At 68.7% G+C, this 18,020-nt stretch carries 16 protein-coding genes and 2 tRNA genes; 14 read left to right on the top strand and 4 right to left on the bottom strand.

Annotated features, from left to right (window positions below; genetic code table 11):
* Positions 1-70 precede the first annotated feature (70 nt).
* The 7 genes from recF (at position 71) to ACZ7L5_RS15660 (ending at position 8,791) form a co-directional block, all read left to right on the top strand.
* Complete coding sequence (gene recF, locus ACZ7L5_RS15690; RefSeq protein ID WP_383234909.1) at positions 71-1,192, top strand: DNA replication/repair protein RecF; 1,122 nt, start codon at positions 71-73, stop codon at positions 1,190-1,192.
* Positions 1,189-1,740, top strand: coding sequence for a DciA family protein (locus ACZ7L5_RS15685; protein ID WP_365055381.1), 552 nt, complete (start codon positions 1,189-1,191; stop codon positions 1,738-1,740). The genes recF and ACZ7L5_RS15685 overlap by 4 nt, the downstream gene beginning before the upstream one ends.
* Positions 1,741-2,218: 478 nt before the next feature.
* Positions 2,219-4,279 carry a DNA topoisomerase (ATP-hydrolyzing) subunit B gene (gyrB, locus tag ACZ7L5_RS15680; protein ID WP_383234903.1) on the top strand — a complete coding sequence of 687 codons (2,061 nt, stop codon included), beginning with the start codon at positions 2,219-2,221 and terminating at the stop codon, positions 4,277-4,279.
* A gap of 42 nt (positions 4,280-4,321) precedes the next feature.
* On the top strand, positions 4,322-6,913 hold the full coding sequence (gene gyrA / locus ACZ7L5_RS15675; protein ID WP_328880519.1) for a DNA gyrase subunit A: 2,592 nt from the start codon (positions 4,322-4,324) through the stop codon (positions 6,911-6,913).
* Between the two features lie 18 nt (positions 6,914-6,931).
* Positions 6,932-7,747 (top strand): DUF3566 domain-containing protein, encoded by an 816-nt coding sequence (locus ACZ7L5_RS15670; RefSeq protein WP_363041624.1) that lies wholly within the window; start codon positions 6,932-6,934, stop codon positions 7,745-7,747.
* A 127-nt stretch (positions 7,748-7,874) separates the two neighbouring features.
* A tRNA-Ile gene (locus ACZ7L5_RS15665) sits at positions 7,875-7,951 on the top strand.
* Between the two features lie 96 nt (positions 7,952-8,047).
* Positions 8,048-8,791, top strand: a complete 744-nt coding sequence (locus tag ACZ7L5_RS15660; protein ID WP_471517065.1) for an AAA family ATPase — start codon at positions 8,048-8,050, stop codon at positions 8,789-8,791.
* 69 nt (positions 8,792-8,860) lie between these two features.
* On the opposite strand, the gene ACZ7L5_RS15655 is transcribed toward ACZ7L5_RS15660, so the two are convergent.
* Positions 8,861-9,244, bottom strand: a complete 384-nt coding sequence (locus ACZ7L5_RS15655; protein ID WP_471517064.1) for a DUF6344 domain-containing protein — start codon at positions 9,242-9,244, stop codon at positions 8,861-8,863.
* A gap of 337 nt (positions 9,245-9,581) precedes the next feature.
* On the opposite strand from ACZ7L5_RS15655, the gene ACZ7L5_RS15650 reads away from it, so the two are divergent.
* Together ACZ7L5_RS15650 and ACZ7L5_RS15645 are read left to right on the top strand one after the other, a co-directional pair.
* Complete coding sequence (locus ACZ7L5_RS15650) at positions 9,582-9,710, top strand: DLW-39 family protein (protein ID WP_003999697.1); 129 nt, start codon at positions 9,582-9,584, stop codon at positions 9,708-9,710.
* A gap of 194 nt (positions 9,711-9,904) precedes the next feature.
* Positions 9,905-11,272, top strand: coding sequence for a hypothetical protein (locus ACZ7L5_RS15645; protein WP_471517360.1), 1,368 nt, complete (start codon positions 9,905-9,907; stop codon positions 11,270-11,272).
* Between the two features lie 187 nt (positions 11,273-11,459).
* Here the strand turns inward: ACZ7L5_RS15645 and ACZ7L5_RS15640 are convergent, their stop codons facing one another.
* Both ACZ7L5_RS15640 and ACZ7L5_RS15635 read right to left on the bottom strand, forming a co-directional pair.
* Complete coding sequence (locus tag ACZ7L5_RS15640) at positions 11,460-13,244, bottom strand: serine/threonine-protein kinase (protein ID WP_471517063.1); 1,785 nt, start codon at positions 13,242-13,244, stop codon at positions 11,460-11,462.
* Positions 13,245-13,435: 191 nt separating this feature from the next.
* Positions 13,436-13,984, bottom strand: coding sequence for a DNA-binding protein (locus tag ACZ7L5_RS15635; protein ID WP_328880513.1), 549 nt, complete (start codon positions 13,982-13,984; stop codon positions 13,436-13,438).
* Positions 13,985-14,166: 182 nt separating this feature from the next.
* On the opposite strand from ACZ7L5_RS15635, the gene ACZ7L5_RS15630 reads away from it, so the two are divergent.
* The 4 genes from ACZ7L5_RS15630 (at position 14,167) to ACZ7L5_RS15615 (ending at position 16,294) form a co-directional block, all read left to right on the top strand.
* Positions 14,167-14,239, top strand: a tRNA-Ala gene (locus ACZ7L5_RS15630).
* Between the two features lie 405 nt (positions 14,240-14,644).
* Positions 14,645-14,827 (top strand): hypothetical protein, encoded by a 183-nt coding sequence (locus tag ACZ7L5_RS15625; RefSeq protein WP_471517380.1) that lies wholly within the window; start codon positions 14,645-14,647, stop codon positions 14,825-14,827.
* 38 nt (positions 14,828-14,865) lie between these two features.
* Positions 14,866-15,468: an RNA polymerase sigma factor gene (locus ACZ7L5_RS15620; RefSeq protein WP_471517062.1), complete on the top strand. Its 603-nt coding sequence runs from the start codon at positions 14,866-14,868 to the stop codon at positions 15,466-15,468.
* Positions 15,452-16,294 (top strand): hypothetical protein, encoded by an 843-nt coding sequence (locus ACZ7L5_RS15615; protein ID WP_471517061.1) that lies wholly within the window; start codon positions 15,452-15,454, stop codon positions 16,292-16,294. The genes ACZ7L5_RS15620 and ACZ7L5_RS15615 overlap by 17 nt, the downstream gene beginning before the upstream one ends.
* A 127-nt stretch (positions 16,295-16,421) precedes the next feature.
* Here the strand turns inward: ACZ7L5_RS15615 and ACZ7L5_RS15610 are convergent, their stop codons facing one another.
* Positions 16,422-17,114 carry a DUF5324 family protein gene (locus ACZ7L5_RS15610; protein ID WP_471517060.1) on the bottom strand — a complete coding sequence of 231 codons (693 nt, stop codon included), beginning with the start codon at positions 17,112-17,114 and terminating at the stop codon, positions 16,422-16,424.
* A 326-nt stretch (positions 17,115-17,440) separates the two neighbouring features.
* On the opposite strand from ACZ7L5_RS15610, the gene ACZ7L5_RS15605 reads away from it, so the two are divergent.
* Positions 17,441-17,968, top strand: a complete 528-nt coding sequence (locus ACZ7L5_RS15605) for a peptidylprolyl isomerase (protein WP_471517059.1) — start codon at positions 17,441-17,443, stop codon at positions 17,966-17,968.
* Positions 17,969-18,020: the final 52 nt, after the last annotated feature.

Raw genomic sequence — 18,020 nt, 5'->3', positions numbered from 1 at the left:
TCAGGAGTGACCCGGTTGTCCACAACTGGGGACAGTCGAACCACATGTTGGGGGAGGTCGGCGAACGACCATGCACGTCACGCATCTGTCGCTGGCCGACTTCCGCTCGTACGCCCGGGTCGAAGTTCCCCTCGACCCGGGCGTCACCGCCTTCGTCGGACCCAACGGCCAGGGCAAGACCAACCTCGTCGAGGCCGTCGGCTATCTCGCCACCCTCGGCAGCCATCGGGTCGCCTCCGACGCCCCCCTCGTGCGTATGGGCGCCGACCGGGCGGTCATCCGGGCGCAGGTGCGGCAGGGCGAGCGGCAGCAGCTGATCGAGCTGGAGCTGAACCCCGGCAAGGCGAACCGGGCTCGCATCAACAGGTCCTCGCAGGTCAGACCCCGTGACGTGCTCGGCATCGTACGGACCGTCCTGTTCGCTCCGGAGGACCTCTCCCTGGTCAAGGGAGACCCCGGCGAGCGGCGCCGTTTTCTCGACGAGCTGATCACCGCCCGCTCCCCGCGCATGGCCGGCGTCCGCTCCGACTACGAGCGGGTCCTCAAGCAGCGCAACACGCTCCTGAAGTCGGCCGCGCTGGCCCGTCGGCACGGTGGCCGCTCCATGGACCTGTCGACCCTCGACGTCTGGGACCAGCATCTCGCCCGCGCGGGCGCCGAGTTGCTCGCCCAGCGCCTGGACCTGATCGCGACGATCCAGCCGCTGGCCGACAAGGCGTACGAGCAACTGGCCCCCGGCGGCGGCCCCATCGCGCTCGACTACAAACCGTCGGCCCCCGGCGAGGCGCACACGCGCGAGGACCTCTTCGAGCAGCTGATGGCGGCGCTGGAAGAGGCACGCAAGCAGGAGATCGAGCGCGGCGTCACCCTCGTAGGCCCTCACCGGGACGATTTGCTTCTCAAACTCGGTCAGCTGCCCGCCAAGGGCTACGCCTCGCACGGCGAGTCCTGGTCCTACGCGCTGGCGCTGCGCCTGGCGTCGTACGACCTGCTGCGGGCGGAGGGCAACGAACCGGTGCTGGTCCTGGACGACGTGTTCGCCGAGCTGGACAGCCGGCGCCGTGAGCGCCTGGCCGAGCTGGTCGCGCCCGGCGAGCAGGTCCTGGTGACCGCCGCCGTCGACGACGACGTACCGCACGTGCTGGCGGGGGCGCGGTACACGGTGTCCGAGGGGATGGTGGAGCGCGTATGAGCGAGAACCCGTCCGCGAGCGACAACGAGAGCTCCCCCAGGAAGACGCCCGAACCCTCCGGCGTCGACCTCGCCCGCGTGGCGCTCAGGGCGGCCAAGGAGCAGGCACGCGCGCGTGGCGACGCGGTGCAGCAGAAGAAGCAGGCGCGGCGCGGCGGCCTGCGTTCCGGCGCGCGGGCAGACGGCCGCGACCCCATGGCGCTCGGCTCCGCCATTAACCGCTTGATCACCGAGCGGGGCTGGGAGGCACCGGCCGCGGTGGGCGGGGTGATGGGCCGCTGGCCGCAGATCGTCGGCGAGGACGTCGCCAAGCACTGCGTGCCGGAGAAGTACGACGAGGACGAGCGGACACTGATCGTGCGCTGCGACTCGACGGCCTGGGCGACGAACCTGCGGCTGCTCGCGCCGACGCTGGTCGCCCGCCTCAACGAGGACCTCGGGCATGGCGCGGTGCGGCAGATCAAGGTGCAGGGGCCCGGCGGCCCGGCCCGCCGTTACGGCCCGCTGCGCGCTCCTGGCAGCACGGGGCCCGGCGACACCTACGGGTGATCGGACCGGCGGGGCCGCGCGCGAAGAGGCTTCCCGAGCCGCCGTCACAGCCGTCTCCACGGCCCCGTCGGCCACAGGTGACCGACATCACATCAGCAGTCATCGGCGGTCGCGAAGCGCTGCCGGCGACCTCCTCCTCGTGCAACCGCACGCGGTTGCGAATCGCGACCTGACTCCGAAGTAGCCAAGGGTTGACGGCCGGAAGCGCTGAGTGGCTCCGTGAGCCTCTTGGAGACCCCATCCGCATATCGGGAGTCGGCCGAGCCGGGTTCAGGGCGGCACATGCGGACTCAGGTACCGGCAAACCCCCATCACTGTCGGCGCTACCGGTAGACTGGAGCCCAATCCCGCCCCACTCGTGGGGACCGTCCGGGAAAAGCTGAGCAACGCTGATCAAGGCTTACCAACGCAACATGCCGCAGCCGCTCCGGCAACCCGCCGACGAGCCTGGCTCGTGCTGTGCCAGAAAGGGCGCTTCGTGGCCGATTCCGGCAACCCCAACGAGAACATCCCGTCCACCGACGCCGGCGCCAACGGCGCGGTCACCTCGTCGAACGGCGAGGTCACCGCCTCGTACGACGCCAGCGCCATCACCGTCCTCGAGGGTCTGGACGCGGTTCGCAAGCGACCCGGTATGTACATCGGTTCGACCGGCGAGCGCGGCCTGCACCACCTCGTGCAGGAGGTCGTCGACAACTCCGTCGACGAGGCGCTGGCCGGTCACGCGGACACGATCGACGTGACGATCCTGGCCGACGGCGGTGTGCGCGTCGTCGACAACGGCCGAGGCATCCCGGTCGGCATCGTGCCCTCCGAGGGCAAGCCGGCCGTCGAGGTCGTGCTGACGGTCCTGCACGCGGGCGGAAAGTTCGGCGGCGGCGGCTACGCGGTCTCCGGCGGTCTGCACGGCGTGGGCGTATCCGTCGTGAACGCCCTGTCGACCAAGGTCTCCGTCGAGATCAAGACCGACGGCCACCGCTGGACGCAGGACTACAAGTTGGGCGTCCCGACGGCCCCGCTTGCCCAGCACGAGGCGACGGACGAGCACGGCACCTCGGTCACCTTCTGGGCCGACCCGGACATCTTCGAGACCACCGAGTACTCCTTCGAGACGCTGTCGCGGCGCTTCCAGGAGATGGCGTTCCTCAACAAGGGCCTGCGCATCAACCTCACGGACGAGCGTGAGTCGGCGAAGGCCACCGCCGGTGCGGACGAGGCGGGCGAGGACGAGAAGCACGAGGTCAAGCACGTCTCGTACCACTACGAGGGCGGCATCGTCGACTTCGTGAAGTACCTCAACTCCCGCAAGGGAGAGGTGGTGCACCCCACCGTGATCGACCTGGAGGCCGAGGACAAGGACAAGCACCTGTCCCTCGAGATCGCCATGCAGTGGAACGGTGGCTACACCGAGGGTGTCTACTCCTTCGCCAACATCATCCACACGCACGAGGGCGGCACGCACGAAGAGGGCTTCCGCGCGGCGCTGACCTCGCTGATCAACAAGTACGCGCGTGACAAGAAGCTGCTGCGTGAGAAGGACGACAACCTCACGGGCGACGACATCCGCGAGGGTCTGACCGCGATCATCTCGGTGAAGCTGAGCGAGCCGCAGTTCGAGGGCCAGACGAAGACCAAGCTGGGCAACACCGAGGTGAAGACCTTCGTGCAGAAGGTCGTCTACGAGCACCTCAACGACTGGCTGGACCGCAATCCGGTCGAGGCCGCGGACATCATCCGCAAGGGCATCCAGGCGGCCACCGCGCGCGTGGCGGCCCGCAAGGCCCGTGACCTGACGCGCCGTAAGGGCCTGCTGGAGACCGCGTCCCTGCCTGGCAAGCTCTCCGACTGCCAGTCGAACGACCCCATCAAGTGCGAGATCTTCATCGTCGAGGGTGACTCCGCCGGCGGCTCGGCCAAGTCCGGCCGTAACCCGGAGTACCAGGCGATCCTCCCGATCCGAGGCAAGATCCTCAACGTCGAGAAGGCCCGGATCGACAAGATCCTGCAGAACCAGGAGATCCAGGCGCTGATCTCGGCCTTCGGTACCGGAGTCCACGAGGACTTCGACATCGAGAAGCTGCGCTATCACAAGATCATCCTGATGGCGGACGCCGACGTCGACGGCCAGCACATCAACACCCTGCTGCTGACCTTCCTGTTCCGCTTCATGCGGCCGCTGGTCGAGGCCGGGCACGTGTTCCTGTCCCGTCCCCCGCTGTACAAGATCAAGTGGGGCCGTGACGAGGTCGAGTACGCGTACTCCGACCGTGAGCGCGACGCGCTGCTTGAAATGGGCCGTCAGCGTGGCAAGCGCGTGCGCGAGGACTCGATCCAGCGCTTCAAGGGCCTCGGCGAGATGAACGCCGAGGAACTGCGCATCACGACCATGGACCAAGAGCACCGCGTCCTCGGCCAGGTCACCCTCGACGACGCCGCCCAGGCCGACGACCTGTTCTCGGTCCTCATGGGCGAGGACGTCGAGGCTCGTCGCCAGTTCATCCAGCGCAATGCCAAGGACGTCCGCTTCCTCGACATCTGAGTCGGTCTCAGCTGACCGAACCAGGAAGGATCTTCACCAGCAATGACCGACGAGAACACTCCCGTCACGCCTGAGGACGACGGCCTGGCCCTGCGCGTCGAGCCCGTCGGGCTCGAGACGGAGATGCAGCGTTCGTACCTCGACTACGCGATGTCCGTCATCGTCTCGCGTGCGCTGCCGGACGTCCGTGACGGCCTCAAGCCCGTCCACCGACGCGTCCTGTACGCCATGTACGACGGCGGCTACCGCCCCGAGCGCGGCTTCTACAAGTGCGCGCGCGTGGTCGGCGACGTCATGGGTAACTACCACCCCCACGGCGACTCCTCGATCTACGACGCCCTAGTCCGCCTCGCGCAGCCGTGGTCGATGCGGATGCCGCTGGTGGACTCCAACGGAAACTTCGGCTCTCCGGGCAACGACCCGGCGGCGGCCATGCGCTACACCGAGTGCAAGATGGCGCCGCTGTCGATGGAGATGGTCCGCGACATCGACGAGGAGACCGTCGACTTCACGGACAACTACGACGGCCGCTCCCAGGAGCCGACCGTCCTCCCCGCCCGCTTCCCGAACCTGCTGATCAACGGCTCGGCCGGTATCGCGGTCGGCATGGCGACCAACATCCCGCCGCACAACCTGCGCGAGGTCGCGTCCGGCGCCCAGTGGTACCTGGAGAACCCGGAGGCGTCGCACGAGGAGCTCCTGGACGCTCTCGTCGAGCGCATCAAGGGCCCGGACTTCCCGACCGGCGCCCTCGTGGTCGGCCGCAAGGGCATCGAAGAGGCGTACCGGACCGGCCGCGGCTCGATCACCATGCGCGCGGTCGTCGAGGTCGAGGAGATCCAGAACCGCCAGTGCCTGGTGGTCACGGAACTGCCTTACCAGACCAACCCCGACAATCTCGCCCAGAAGATTGCCGACCTGGTCAAGGACGGCAAGATCGGCGGCATCGCGGACGTCCGGGACGAGACCAGCTCCCGTACCGGCCAGCGTCTCGTCATCGTGCTCAAGAGGGACGCGGTCGCCAAGGTCGTACTCAACAACCTCTACAAGCACACGGACCTGCAGACGAACTTCGGTGCCAACATGCTGGCGCTCGTCGACGGCGTCCCGCGCACGCTCTCCCTGGACGCGTTCATCCGCCACTGGGTGACGCACCAGATCGAGGTCATCGTCCGTCGTACGAAGTTCCGCCTGCGTAAGGCCGAGGAGCGGGCGCACATCCTGCGCGGCCTGCTGAAGGCCCTGGACGCCATCGACGAGGTCATCGCGCTGATCCGGCGCAGCGACACCGTCGACATCGCGCGCACGGGCCTGATGGAGCTCCTGGAGATCGACGAGATCCAGGCCAACGCCATCCTCGAGATGCAGCTGCGCCGACTGGCCGCCCTGGAGCGTCAGAAGATCGTCCAGGAGCACGACGAGCTCCAGGCGAAGATCACCGAGTACAACGCGATCCTGGCCTCGCCCGTCCGCCAGCGCGGCATCGTCAGCGAGGAACTCGCCGCGATCGTCGAGAAGTACGGCGACGACCGCAAGACCATGCTGGTCCCCTACGACGGTGACATGTCCATCGAGGACCTCATCGCCGAAGAGGACATCGTGGTCACCGTCTCGCGCGGCGGCTACGTCAAGCGCACGAAGACGGACGACTACCGGGCGCAGAAGCGCGGCGGCAAGGGCGTACGGGGCACGAAGCTCAAGGAAGACGACATCGTCGACCACTTCTTCGTCTCGACGACCCACCACTGGCTGCTGTTCTTCACCAACAAGGGCCGCGTCTACCGGGCCAAGGCGTACGAGCTCCCCGATGCCGGCCGTGACGCGCGCGGGCAGCACGTCGCGAACCTCCTCGCCTTCCAGCCGGACGAGGCGATCGCCGAGATCCTCGCGATCCGCGACTACGAGGCGGTGCCGTACCTGGTGCTCGCCACGAAGGGGGGTCTGGTGAAGAAGACGCCTCTGAAGGATTACGATTCGCCGCGTTCCGGTGGTGTCATCGCGATCAACCTCCGGGAAACGGCAGACGGTTCCGACGACGAACTGATCGGCGCCGAACTCGTTTCGGCCGACGACGATCTGCTTCTGATCAGCAAGAAGGCGCAGTCGATCAGGTTCACCGCGACCGACGAGTCACTGCGGCCCATGGGCCGCGCCACCTCGGGTGTCAAGGGCATGAGCTTCCGCGAGGGAGACGAGCTCCTCTCGATGAATGTTGTTCGACCCGGTACGTTCGTGTTCACTGCCACCGACGGCGGGTACGCGAAGCGGACTCCCGTCGACGAGTACCGCGTCCAGGGTCGCGGCGGCCTCGGCATCAAGGCCGCCAAGATCGTCGAGGATCGCGGCTCGCTCGTCGGTGCGCTGGTGGTCGAGGAGGCCGACGAGATCCTCGCCATCACGCTGGGCGGCGGTGTGATTCGTACGCGAGTCAGCGGGGTCAGGGAGACGGGCCGTGACACCATGGGCGTCCAACTGATCAACCTGGGCAAGCGCGATGCCGTCGTCGGTATCGCACGTAACGCCGAGGCGGGACGCGAGGCGGAGGAGGTCGACGGCGACATCGTCGTCGACGACATCGCCGAAGGTGCCGCGACCACCGGCACGGACGAGGGTGAAACGCCCTCGGCCGAGTAGCACGAGGAGAGAGTCATCGTGAGCGGAGCCACGGGCGCCGGATCGTCCGGTACCTCGACCGGTTCTACGGCCGGTTCGGATACGGGCGGCGGCCGTGGCTCCGCCGCGCCTGCGAACGACCCGCACACCACCCAGCTGAAGGCGATCAAGTCGCCCGCGAAGGGCTCGCCCTCGCCCGACGCACCTGGAACCCAGGGGGGACCTGTGACGGACACCCGAGGCTCGCAGACCCAGCAGCAGTACGCGGCGGGCGCGGGCTCGGCTGCTCCGGGCGCCCAGCCCCAGCCTCAGCCGCAGCCCTCCAGGGCGCAGCAGGCGGCCTCCGCGCCGTCCCCGTCGCCGCTGCCCGGGGAACGCCAGCCGCAGCAGTCCGCCGGGCCCTACCACCCGCCGCAGGCCTACCAGACGCCCGCTCCGGAGAGCGCGGTACGCCGGCCGCGCACCGGGGCCCGTACGACGCCCCGCACCCGCAAGGCGCGCCTGCGCGTGGCCAAGGCCGACCCGTGGTCGGTGATGAAGGTCAGCTTCCTGCTCTCCATCGCGCTGGGCATCTGCACGATCGTCGCGTCCGCGGTGCTCTGGATGGTCATGGACGCCATGGGCGTCTTCTCGACGGTCGGCGGCACCATCTCCGAGGCCACCGGCTCGAACGAGTCGAACGGCTTCGACCTGCAGGCCTTCCTGTCGCTGCCGCACGTCCTGATGTTCACGTCGATCATCGCGGTCATCGACGTCGTCCTCGCGACGGCGCTGGCGACCCTCGGCGCGTTCATCTACAACCTCTCCGCCGGCTTCGTGGGCGGAGTCGAGCTGACGCTCGCGGAGGACGAGTGACCGTTGCCGCCCGATGGCGGCTTCAAACCTCTCCTGACGGTCCCCCGACAACCGATTTTGGGACTACCCACGTCGTGCGCTAATCTTCAGGAGTCAGCGCGCGGGACACACCCCCGCAGAGCGCGGCGGGGCTATAGCTCAGTTGGTTAGAGCGCATCCCTGATAAGGATGAGGCCACAGGTTCAAATCCTGTTAGCCCCACCAGCGAAAGACCCCCAGCCAGTCCGGTTGGGGGTCTTTGTCGTCGGCGGCGGACATCGAGCACGCCCGATTGTCAGTGCCGGATGAGAGCCTGGCTGCATGATCGTCGAACGGGCATACGCGCATGTTGCCGAGGGCGAGCTGGAGGAAGGCGGCCAGTGGCCCTGGTCGGTGCCCTGCGTGCGGCAGCTGCTGGAGGACGGCCTGAAGTTCGCCGCACCGGTCACGTTCCTGGTGGGGGAGAACGGCTCGGGCAAGTCGACCCTCGTCGAGGCGCTGGCGGAGGGCTTCGGCCTGGACTCCTGGGGCGGGTCCGCGGGATACAAGTACGCGAGCTGGCGTGAGCCGTCGGCGCTGGGCAGCCGGATACGGTTCGAGGCGACGCCTGCCGGTCGCCGCATGCTCCAGGGGCCTCGTACGCGCCGCAGAGGCTTTTTCCTGCGGGCGGAGACGGCGCTGGACGCGCTGGACCGGGAGCAGAAGACGGGAAGGCTGTCCGGGGCCGCGGACGAGATGAGTCACGGCGAGGGCTTTCTGATGGCCTTCCGCGAGCGGTTTCAGGAGCCGGGGCTGTACGTCATGGACGAGCCCGAGGCTGCGCTGTCCTTCGCTTCTTGTCTTCAACTCGTGGGTCTGCTGCATGAACTGGGGCGTTCCGGCGCACAGATCATCTGCGCGACGCACTCACCTGTGCTGACGGCGCTGCCTGGCGCCGAGATCATCGAGGTGGGTGACCACGGAATGCGTCCCGCCGGCTGGCGGGATCTGGAGCTCGTCGACCACTGGCGGCGCTATCTCAACGATCCATGGGCCTATCTCCGGCACATCGTCGATGAGGGGTGAGCACGCCGTGGCGCTTACGCGGTGGTGCACATTGGGACAGGGGGTGACGGCTCAGGTTGGGCCGTCGGTTCAACGCTGGTGTGGCACGAGGGGTTGTGTCGGGGGGCCGGCGTGGACGCACTCCCGGGGGGCCGAGGGTGGGCTTGCCGCTTCCGCTTCGGTTTCCGTGAGCGGTCGGTGCCGGCAGCTGGGGGTCTTGCCGTGGGCCTCGGCCCGGATGCGCTGCTTCATCGTGGGGGGCAGTGCTCTGGCGTAGGACCAGGCCCAGTTTGGCATCGCAGGCACTGTCAGCTCCGCGCTGCGGTCACTGTCGTCGCTGCCGCTCTTGCGTGACGTCTCGGTGTGCGGCACCGCCGCGGCGGAGGTCGACGTGACGAATCCGAGCGCCGTGCAGAGCGCCAGGAAGGCTGTGACGACGGCGGTCCACAGGTTCATGACCTTGTTCCTGGTCATGGCCCCTCACTTTCGGGTTGGGCGATTTGCGTACTTTCCTCATGATGTGTATGAGGGCCGAGAAGTCATGGACCGACGCCCATGACGCGTCGATCTTCAGATGAACACCACTCGAATGGGCGCAAGAGACGGGAAGAGTGCCGAAAGTCGGAGGAACGGGAGCGAAGTCACCGTCTGTCGGGGTGTGATCACCCTCCGATCGGAGCGACGTGATCCGCTTCTACTGCGCTGTTTCGGAGGGCAGTTGAGCCCCGACGCAGGTCACCGATCGGTATCGGTCGGTGTGTATAGTCGGGCGCCAGAGGTCCCCTACGTCAAGGAAAGACGAGGTCGCGCGGTGAAGAAGCTTCTCCTGGTCGCACTGGCCGCCATCGGCGGGCTCCTCGTGTACCGCCAGATCCAGGCGGATCGCGCCGAGCAGGATCTGTGGACGGAGGCGACTGACTCCGTGCCCACGGGTTCGTGAGTCACCACTTCGGAATCTGAACAGACCCCGGCCGCCGTTGCGGTCGGGGTTTTGTGTGCTCGGGTTGCGGGAGTGGGCGGGAGGCCTTAGAGCCGGGCGTTTCGGACAGCCGTACGGATTGCGGGGGTGCCGAGCGGCCGGGCTGGGCAGGATGGGCGAGTCCATGGTCCGGCGGCGGCGAGGGGTGGCGCGTGATGAGGCGGCGGCGTACGGCGTGGTGGCGCCGCGCGGAGGTGCGGCGGGATGCGAGGGTGCGGTGCGTTGCGAGAACGCGGCGCGATCACTCGTCGGCACGCGCGCGTGTGACCGTCGTAGGGGCACTGCTGCTGTGTACGACTGCCGCACTGCCGGGCGGGGCCGCTCTCGCGGCCGGCACGCCCAGTCCGTACGCCTTCGCGCCGGACGCCCGGTCCGTCGCGGGCGCGACAGGCACTGCGGATGCCGCACGCCTCACACCCGGAGGGACGTACAACAGCTCCCTGCCGAGCGATGGGAAGCTCTACTACCGCCTCGACCTCGACGCCACCTCTGACACCTACGTCTCCGCGACCGCGATCCCCGCCGCCGGCAGCACCGTCTCCGCGAACGACGGCATCAGGGTCTCCGTGCAGGATGCCGACGGCGGCTCCTGCTCCTTCGACTCCGAGCGCTTCGGTACCGTCCACAGCCCACGGCCCCTCGCGGCGTGGGCAGCACGTGAGATCTCCGCCAACCGTCCTCGTTGCGAGACCGCGGGCACCTACTACGTGGTCGTCGAGCGCCTCGGTACGGCGAGTTCCGCGGCGGACGCCTGGGACCTGGAGCTTTTCACCGCGTCCGAGCCGTCCCTGGAGGAGCCCGGCGCGACGAGGGCTCCTGAGACGTGGGACTCCGCCTCGCCCGCCGCGCTCACGGGCGAGGGTGTGCGCCGCGAGGGCGGCGCCGGCTTCGCCTCGGCGGCGTCCGTCGGTCAGGGGGTCTGGAGCGCCGACATCGAGCCCGGCCGGACGTTCTTCTACAAGGTGCCGCTGACCTGGGGACGCCAGCTGTACGCCACCGCCGAACTGGGTAGCTCGGCCAACGGCGGCGGCACCGCGGTGGGTGCCCTCAACCTCTCGCTCCACAACCCGGCGCGCGGCTTCGTCGACGACTCGAACACCAACTACGACGGCAGTCAGAAGGCCGCCGAGATCGATCCCCTGCCGCCGGTCGCGTACGAGAACCGGTACGCCGTGCCCAAGCGGCTCAACGGCATGCGGTTCGCCGGCTCCTACTACCTCGTGGTGCACCTCGCGGCCGAGGTGGCCGAGAAGTACGGCGACGAGCCGCTCCCGCTGACGTTGCGGGTGCGGGTGGGGGGTTCGGTGGAGTCAGGTCCCGGCTATGCGGGGGAGTCCGAGCCGCCCGGCCTCTTTCAGGTCGGGGCAGGCGATCCGGAGGCCGCTGCGGAAAGCGGGGCCGCGGGCGACGGTGACGCTGCGATGGCCGTGCTCGCGGTGAGCGGGATCGGGGCGGGGACTGTGGTGCTGGTGGTGCTCGGGGTGTGGATGGTGGTGGCTCGGCGGAGGGTTGGGGCTTTGTAGGGGCGGGGTGGGCCCGTTGGATGGGTGAGGGGCGGGCTTGTGGGGTTGCTGCCTACTGGTTGGGCCTAGGGCGTGTGAAGTCCGTCGGGGGCGGGGTTACTGTTCGGCGTCATTCGGTGCCTCAGCCGCCGCAGCGGCCTCAGCCGTCTCAGCCGTCTCAGCCGCTGCCTCAGCGGCCTGAGCAGCCTCAGACGCGCGTCAGCGCCCAGAAACCCACGGCGTAACAGGCCAGAGCCAGCAGCAGCAGCGGGATCGCCACCTTGGCAGGCGGGCCGGGGCGGCGCGCGATGCCGTGGGCTGCACGGCGGCTGGCGCGGTGGCCGCCACGGCGGTGCGGCTGGGGAACTGGGGCCGCCGAAGGTGGAACCTGCGGGCTCTGAGCGGTGTACGAAGCAGTAGAGGCATCGACGCGCCGGGGGTGCACCGGCGTCGGGGGCTGAGACGGGTACTGCGGTGTGTGCGGGTGGGGGGAGGACAGGACATGGGTGGTGTCGTAGGGGGAGACGTGGGGCGCCCCCTGGCTCTGACCTTCTGCCTGATCGTGGCCATGTGCCGGGTGCGGTTGTGGCGGGGGCGTGTGAGTCCTGAGCGAGGAGGACGTGGCCCGAGGGGGTGGCAGGTGGAAGCTGCCGGTGTCCGACATGGTGAGGCGCCCGTCCTGCCTGTCCCCGTCTCCGTCGCTCCTGTCGCTCCAGTCGCTGGGCTGCGATGGGGCGGACGGCTGCTGGGCGTCCGGGAAGGCGGCCGACGACTGGGGGCCCAGGTGGGGGGCGGCGGAGTGCGGTGCGGGCGGGGCCTGGGACGGTGTGACGTCCGAAGCCGAAGCCGAAGCCGAAGCCGAAGTCGAGGCGGAAGCCGAAGTCGAAGCCGAACCTGGGGTCGGTCCCGCCACGCCCCGGCGCGGATCGCTCCGGGCGGCGCCCAATCCGGTCCCGGTGCCGGTGGCCGCGTATCCGGTGCCGCCCGACACCGACCCGGTGCCGGAAGGCGTGGACACGGAGCCGGTGTTCGCGGTCCCCGCAGCGCCCGGGGTCGCGTCCGCGCCGAACTGGCGCGAGTTCCCCGTGCTCTCCTCGACGCCGGGTGCCCGTTTGAACGGCCCCTCCGGCCCGAACCCCGTTGGCAGCGGCCCGATTTGGTCGAAGATCTCGATGAGCTCGTCGTCGGGGCCGGGCTCCGGCAGGAGTTCGGCGGCCGAGGCGAGGGCCTTGCGCGCTCCTGTTGCCGTGCGGAACCGCGCGTGCGGATCCGGCTGCAGCAGCGAGGCCACGACCTGCCACAGCGGTTCGGGGATGCCCTTGGGCGCACCGGGAGTTCCGTGCGCGGTGAAGTACTGGACGAGCGCCTTGACGTCAGGCTTGGCGCCCTCCAGCAGATACAGGGCGACCAGCCCTACGGCGAACAGGTCGGCGGGGAAGTCCGGTTCCGAGCCCATGAGTTGCTCGGGCGCGAGATAACCGGGAGTTCCCACCACAAGGTTGGTCTCGGTCAGGCGTGGCTCACCGAGACGCATGGCGATACCGAAGTCGGACAGACGCAGGCGCGGACGCGCGGTGCCGGTTGCTTCGAGGAGCAGGTTGGCGGGCTTGATGTCGCGGTGGACGACACCCTCCGCGTGCACCGCGGCCAGACCCGCGAGGAGCTGGTCCAGGAGTGTGCAGACGAAGGGCGGCGGCAAGGGGCCGTAGTCCCCGATGAGATGGACCAGCGACCCGCCGGCCACCAGGTCCATGGTGAACAGGACCTTGTCGTCGTCGGCAGCCCAGCTTGCGGGCGCGAGCACATGGGGGTGATCGATCCGGAGGGCCTGTTCGCGGACGAACCGCAGCAGCGAGTGCGCGTCGCTCTGCTGCAGCACCTTGGCGGCCACATACCGGCGGCGGCGGTGGTCCCAGGCACGCCAGACGGCGCCGACGCCTCCGCGTCCGATCGGGTCGACCAGTTCGTACCGGCCGGCGAAGACCTCACCCATGGCTGTGCGTCGCTCCTCCCCCTTCGACTACCCCCCTTGCTTCCCCCTCGACGAGCGATATGACTCCCCCTCGCTGACTCCCCTTCTCGCCCAGCCGCGGCGAGGGACACTCCCGCCGCGCCCTCGTCCCCGCTCAGGACGTGGGCCGTCGGCCCGGTTGCCGAACCCCCTTCGGCGACCGGGCCTCAGGGTCAGTTCTGGTGGGACTGGTAGTGCGTGACCGCGTCGGACGTGCGGCCGGCGCCGTACACCCGGAGGAACTCTGCCAGTTCCGGGTGGGTGGGGGCGAGGGTGTCGGCGGCGTCGATGATGTCTCCGGCTGCTGCCACCGAGCGCAGCAGAGACTGGATCTCACGGACCACCCGCTTGACCGTGGGCGCGCCCGAACTGCTCGTGGTCTGCGTCGTGTTGCTCAGCACCGAACCCCCCTGCGACTTCTTGATTTCTTCCATGCGCTCGGTGGCCTCCGCCGCGCTCACGCTGCCGTCCGCGACCTGCCCCGCCAGGTCCTGCAGCAGCTGCACCCGCTGGACCACTGCGGGATTGCCGATCTTCGCCCGCTGGCCGCTCATCAGCTGCGACAGCATCGGTGCGGACAGTCCCAGTACCCCCGCAAGACGAGCCTGGTTGAGACCAAGATCGTCGATGAGCTTACGGAAGAGCGTCCCCAGCGGCTCCCCGTACCAGTTCCGCTGCAGATCCCGCGCTCTTGCGGTGGCTTCCTGCTGTGCGGCGTCCATTGCGTCTCCCCATCGCTTCCCCAAAACCCGCGGTTCGCTGTCGCGAACCACGCCGAGCATCTTACGGAGAGTGGTCGTTCATCGGGACCCCCAATCTTTTTGCGAGATACGGGGGGCGACCCGGTACTCTGGTCTGCGGCGCCCGCCGGTACGTGGTTCTTCCGGTTGGTTGCTCCCCTTCCGGGGCCTTAGCTCAGTTGGTAGAGCGCTGTCTTTGCATGGCAGATGTCAGGGGTTCGACTCCCCTAGGCTCCACACTCCGGACCGGTCAGATGCCTCGTCGCCTCTGGCCGGTTTTTGTATGCCCTGCGGCCTCCTACGGGCGCGAAGCCCTGAGTGACGTGTGTCACGTGGTGGGCTCTGAGGTCGTTGCAGATGTTTGCGCAAATGTGTCGGATCGGTGGAGCCCGCGAGGTCGGTGCGCAGGTGGCGGACGTGGCGCCAGGGTGGCGGGCTCGGGCGCGGAGGCCGTGTGTGAGCTGGCGTGAACGTGATGGCGTAATCAGAAGGATGCGCTCCGTTAAGAAAATCTGTGCGGGACTTGCACACACGGGCCGTTGCAAACGTCATCGTGGGCGGAGGGCGTAAACACGCGCCGTCCCGAGGCCCACCGGGGGTGCTGAGCGGCCTCGCCTTGCATCAGGAAGGCACAACAGCACAGTGACGATGGACATTGCCGGTGAGGTGATCCTGGCGGCGCTCGCCCTACGGGTGTTCGGCCGTGACACGGTCGTTCTGTTGCGTCGGCTGGCCGCGGCCGGAGTACGGGCGGGCATCAGCGAGATGAGGCGTGACCTCCCCGAGGGTGCCAGGGACTCGCACCACGAGGGGCAGGCGTCGTGAGTCAGGACCTGCCGAGCCAAGCCCCTCGCGCCCCGCGTATGAAAAAACTGCCGCTGGACTTCGAGGCCTTCCACCAGATGTACCGGCCGCTGTACGTCAATTGGGCCAAGTCCAGGCTGGGTAATTGGCACGACGCCGAGGAAGCGGTCGACGCCGCCTTCGAGCAGTTGCTGAAGGCGTGGAGCACCGTGCTCTCCAAGGAGAACCCCACCGCGTACGCCTGGCGCGTGCTCAAGAACAGCACCATCGACCACTCCCGCACCCGCGATCGCCGCCCGGCCCTCATCGGCGAGGCCTTCGAGACCGTGGCGTTGAACCGGGCCGTGGACCCCATCAGCCAACTCGAGGAAAGCCTCAACCTCTATGCGGAGATCGGTCAGCTGCCGCCGCGTCAGATGGACGTGGTCCTCCTGCACTTCGGGCTCGGCTACAGCGCGGTCGAGATAGCCGCCGCTCTCGGTATCACCCCGGCCGGCGTTCGCTCCACGGTCCGCCACGCCAAACGGCGCCTCCAGCACGCGTATGGCGTGAAGAAGAGCCTCGCGGAATCCCGTACGGATGCCGAGCCCTGTACGGGCGCGGAAGGGCAGGCCGACGAAGGGCAGGCCAACGAAGGGAATACCGATGACATCGCCCCTTGACGAGTTGCTCGGGCGGGCCCGCCTGCTCCGGCCGCCCTACGCCCAGGCAGCCATAGATGCGGCCGCCGTACGCCTGTCCGCGCGTGCCGCCTCCGTCCTGCACCCAACCGACCCGAACCCGGCAGACGTCGCCGTCGGCCAGGTCCCGTTGATCGCGCAAGGCCAGGCTCCACCGGCAGACGAGCGCTCCGCCGCTGACGATCTTCAGACCCTCTGCGAGACGGTCATCACCCACACCGACGCTCTCGCTGATCTCGAGGTATTCCTCGCCCGAGCGCTTCCCCAACCCCCGGGAGCCCGTGTCCTCGGCTGCATGCTTCAGCTCTGTGCTCGGGAGGAATCGGCACGCTTCTGGTGGCAGTACGCCGCGGGCGCCGGTGACTCCGCTGCCAGCTACTGCCTCTATCTGCACCACCGCGCCCTGGGCGAACCCGGCGTCGCCGACTGGTGGCAGACGCAGCACGCGCGGTACGCCCGCAGCGTCCGGCCCGAGACGGACGACCCGCACGGCGAGGACACCGTCGGCGTGGACGCCGCCATCCGCATCGAAAACTCCGGCCCGGAACCCGAGGACGAGATCAGCACCACCCTCCGCGTCCTGCGGGCGCTCAAACCCGACTGCTCACCCGTCCCCGACCCCGTCAACGCCGTCCTGCACTACATCCCCGCCGCCGTTGCCTACGTCGACGACGACCTGGACCTTCCGCTGCCGGACCCCGACTTCACCGACCGAATACGCGCCCTGGCCACACCGGACCCGGTGGCGCAGGACACCGTGCGGCGTGGCCGCAGGCTCGCCCCTCTGCCGTCGCGCCGGCGGACGTGACCGGCGTTTCACGTGAAACATCGCCGTGGGGCGGGAGACCCTCAAGTCTCCCGCCCCACGGCGCAGTTCAATCTCCCGGCCGTAGCCGGCCTTCACCTCACCGGTCCTCGTCTCACCGACCCTCGCCCTACCGGCCGTCGTCGCGGCGGGCGGCCTCCTCGGCCTCCTTCGCCTCGACCTCGGGATCGAGGGCACCACTGCCGTCCACCGAAGTGAGACGGTTCGACTCAGGGACCTCGGTCGCGGCGGGAGGCTCGACCAGCCAGTCCGGGTTGGCCTGCTTGTCCCACCACTTCCACACGGCGAACGCTCCGCCCGCGAGGGCGCCGAGCACCGCCAGCACCTTCACGACACGGCCGGCCCTGGCGCGCCGCTCATGCCTACGGACGAGCTTCTCGATCTCCTTCGGCGAGACCTGGCCGCGCAGCGCGGCAACGGCGGCCAAGCCGCGCGCGGTGGCCTCGTCCCTGACGGGCCCGGCCGCGGCCACTGCCTGCTCAAGCCTCGGCCGGGAGTAGTCGGCGGCCTGACGGGCAGCCTTACGGGTACGGACGGCGGCTTCATGCGCGGCGTTGTCGACGCCCGGCGGCACATGGGCAAGGGCCTGCTCCAAGCGCGGCGCGACATACACGCCGTACTGAACGCGGGCCTGCTCGGTGGCCTGCGTCACCTTCGGCGCGAGCCGTACGCGTGCCTCGTGCGCGTAGTGCGTGGCCCTGTCCTTGGCGGTGTCGGCGTAGGGCGCCACCACTTCCGCGGCGTGCAGCACGCTGTCCTTCGCCGAGCCGGTCGCGGCGCGCACGCTGTCGATGCGGGTCACGGGTTCCTCCTCCACGGTGGCGTACGGTAATTCGACTTTCCACACTTTTACGGATCATGCCTGTCAGAACGCTGCCCGGCATGTGAGGGCGGGCATATGGGTGCCCATAAGCTTGATCAAGTGCGATAACGGACCAATGCGGGGCAACGGTGGCTTGTCGTCGACAATGCCACGGTTCTCCGCGTCGCGCCCCCGCCACGGACCGACTCGTCGGGTTTTCTGCAAGCAATCCGCCCGGTTGCGTACCGGTGAACGAGCGCTGGGGGACGGATGTCGCCGTACGTGCGAGGATCGTGGGGTCACAGGAAGACAACGGAAGGCAGATCGTGGCCGAGCAGCTCTACGCCACCCTGAAGACCAACCAAGGCGACATCGAGGTCCGGCTCCTCCCGAACCATGCGCCGATCACGGTCAAGAACTTCGTCGAACTCGCCAAGGGCGAGCGGGAGTGGACGAACCCCACCACTGGTGAGAAGTCCACGGCCAAGCTCTACGACGGCACGGTCTTCCACCGGGTCATCAGCGGCTTCATGATCCAGGGCGGTGACCCTCTGGGCAACGGCACCGGTGGCCCCGGCTACCAGTTCCAGGACGAGTTCCACCCGGACCTCTCCTTCGACAGGCCGTACCTGCTGGCGATGGCCAACGCCGGACCGGGGACCAACGGCTCGCAGTTCTTCGTCACGGTCTCCCCGACGACCTGGCTGAACCGCAAGCACACCATCTTCGGCGAGGTCGTCGACCCGGCCAGCCAGAAGGTCGTCGACGCCGTCGCGAGCGTCCAGACCAACCCCCGCACCGACCGCCCGCTCAACGACGTCGTCATCGAGTCGGTCGTCGTCGAGACCCGCTGAGGGCGGGTCCGACACCTCCCGCAGGGAACCAATCGCCCCGCTCGTCCGTAAG

The organism is Streptomyces sp. NPDC107528 (genome assembly GCF_055639295.1).
Note: the sequence above shows the minus strand (reverse complement) of the source record. Positions and strands in the feature narration are given on the sequence as shown.

Bases quoted from the DNA above. Each gene is read 5' to 3' on its own strand.
- recF (WP_383234909.1), top strand. From the start codon at position 71: ATGCACGTCACGCATCTGTCGCTGGCCGACTTCCGCTCGTACGCCCGG.
- ACZ7L5_RS15685 (WP_365055381.1), top strand. From the start codon at position 1,189: ATGAGCGAGAACCCGTCCGCGAGCGACAACGAGAGCTCCCCCAGGAAG.
- gyrA (WP_328880519.1), top strand. From the start codon at position 4,322: ATGACCGACGAGAACACTCCCGTCACGCCTGAGGACGACGGCCTGGCC.
- ACZ7L5_RS15660 (WP_471517065.1), top strand. From the start codon at position 8,048: ATGATCGTCGAACGGGCATACGCGCATGTTGCCGAGGGCGAGCTGGAG.
- ACZ7L5_RS15655 (WP_471517064.1), bottom strand. From the start codon at position 9,244: ATGACCAGGAACAAGGTCATGAACCTGTGGACCGCCGTCGTCACAGCC.
- ACZ7L5_RS15645 (WP_471517360.1), top strand. From the start codon at position 9,905: ATGAGGCGGCGGCGTACGGCGTGGTGGCGCCGCGCGGAGGTGCGGCGG.
- ACZ7L5_RS15640 (WP_471517063.1), bottom strand. From the start codon at position 13,244: ATGGGTGAGGTCTTCGCCGGCCGGTACGAACTGGTCGACCCGATCGGA.
- ACZ7L5_RS15635 (WP_328880513.1), bottom strand. From the start codon at position 13,984: ATGGACGCCGCACAGCAGGAAGCCACCGCAAGAGCGCGGGATCTGCAG.
- ACZ7L5_RS15620 (WP_471517062.1), top strand. From the start codon at position 14,866: ATGAAAAAACTGCCGCTGGACTTCGAGGCCTTCCACCAGATGTACCGG.
- ACZ7L5_RS15615 (WP_471517061.1), top strand. From the start codon at position 15,452: ATGACATCGCCCCTTGACGAGTTGCTCGGGCGGGCCCGCCTGCTCCGG.